This window comes from Streptomyces sp. NPDC127092, from assembly GCF_042722475.1.
Lineage (GTDB): Bacteria > Actinomycetota > Actinomycetes > Streptomycetales > Streptomycetaceae > Streptomyces.
Genome location: NZ_JBHXFE010000089.1, coordinates 908 through 2,358 on the forward strand (window position 1 = coordinate 908; position 1,451 = coordinate 2,358).

A 1,451-nucleotide genomic window follows, 5' to 3' on the forward strand; every position below is an offset into this window, starting at 1 on the left:
CCTGTCCGTGTGTGCCAGGCAGGTGCGCGAGCGCCGTCCGAACGAGCAGGCGCACCTCTTACGGATGTCGCCGGGGAGTCGTACCCTGGGAGCGAGGCAGATTCCTCCTTGATCTGGCGTCTCTCTGTGGACAGGCCCTCCGGCCACTCTCTACGCACTGTCTCGTCACCTGACCGTGCCACGAGAGGACAACGCCATGATCCGGCTGCTCTGGGCGCTCAGCGCCCAAGCCCGCTACTACCTGCGGCGCTACATGCCCACCAACATCGCGCTCGACGCGATCCGCACTCGCCGCGGCCTGAAATGGGGCATCCCCGCGATGCTCGTCGCCGTGCCGTACTTCCTCGCCGCGAACTACTGCCTCACACTGATCGAGCATGGCGGTCCCGGGTGGTTGAACCTCCTCGTGCTCGTGTTCTGCTGGAATGCGCTCAAGTTCCTCATCATGGGTCCGATCAGCCTCGTCCTCCTCATCCGCGCTCGACTAGAGGAGTCGGCAACCCGACGCCGCGACCGTCGTGCGCTTCGGCCGATTGAGCCTGCTGAGCCGACAACGGCGCACGTGCGATAGGAACTGCGCGGCGACCTCGCCCGTACCGTTCGAATAGCGACGCGGTTACGGCCTGCGGTGATTCGCGTGCCCGGCGGCGGGCAATTCGACCGAGGGAGTAGAGGCGGGGGAACGGACCCGCTCGTTCGTCCTTCGAGACTGGAGGGATGAATCACCACCCGTCCAGCCCGCACGGCCTGGAACCGCTCCTGAACATCGACGAACTCGCCGACTACCTCGGCGTGCCCGTCTCCACCATCTACGACTGGCGCACCAACGGCAAAGGCCCCCGCGCCTACCGCTTCGGCAAGCGCATCATGTTCGGTATCACCGACATCCGTGCGTGGATGGACACCATGCGTGAGCCCGCCGCCTCTACCGGCGCGGCTACCTTTCCTGGAGCGGGGGAGGGTGCGCGTGGGTAGGCCCCGCACGCCGATCGGCACCTTCGGAGTCATCGCCACCCGTGTCCAGCCGAACGGCAACCATGTCGCCCGCGCCCGGTACCGGGACTGGGACGGCAGCAACCGGCTCGTGCAGGCCACCGGTGCTTCACGCGCTGCCGCGGAGCGCAAGCTCAAGCAGAAGCTCGCCGAACGCTCCCTCTACCAGCCCGGATTCAACGGGATGAGCGCCGACAGCCCCTTCCCGGAACTCGTCGCCTACTGGCTGGAAGACATGGAGATAGAAGACCGCCTCTCACGAACCACCAGGCAGCTCTACGAGCGGGACATGCGTGCCCTTGTTCTCCCGGCGTTCAAGGACCTGACCCTTCGCGAGATCGGGGTCGCCCGCTGCGACTACTTCCTTAAGCAACTCGCCAGACGCAGCTACAGCCGTGCCAAGCACGCCCGCGTCGTCCTCCGCCTCGCACTCGCGCTCGCGGTCCGTCACGAGATCC

Annotated in this window: 2 protein-coding genes and 1 pseudogene; all 3 read left to right on the forward strand. The window is 66.4% G+C overall.

Going from position 1 to position 1,451, the window contains the following annotated elements; all coding sequences use genetic code 11:
* Window positions 1-196: 196 nt before the first annotated feature.
* A complete protein-coding gene (locus ACFWJO_RS36995; RefSeq protein WP_020624281.1) occupies window positions 197-571 on the forward strand; it encodes a hypothetical protein in 375 nt (124 codons plus the stop codon).
* Window positions 572-717: 146 nt separating this feature from the next.
* Window positions 718-975, forward strand: a complete 258-nt coding sequence (locus ACFWJO_RS37000) for an AlpA family transcriptional regulator (RefSeq protein WP_020624282.1) — start codon at window positions 718-720, stop codon at window positions 973-975.
* A pseudogene (locus tag ACFWJO_RS37005) lies at window positions 968-1,451 on the forward strand (hypothetical protein); the annotation flags it as partial. The gene ACFWJO_RS37000 and the pseudogene ACFWJO_RS37005, both read left to right, overlap by 8 nt.

Excerpts from the sequence above, each read along its gene's own strand:
- ACFWJO_RS36995 (WP_020624281.1), top strand. The coding sequence starts at position 197 with ATGATCCGGCTGCTCTGGGCGCTCAGCGCCCAAGCCCGCTACTACCTG.
- ACFWJO_RS37000 (WP_020624282.1), top strand. The coding sequence starts at position 718 with ATGAATCACCACCCGTCCAGCCCGCACGGCCTGGAACCGCTCCTGAAC.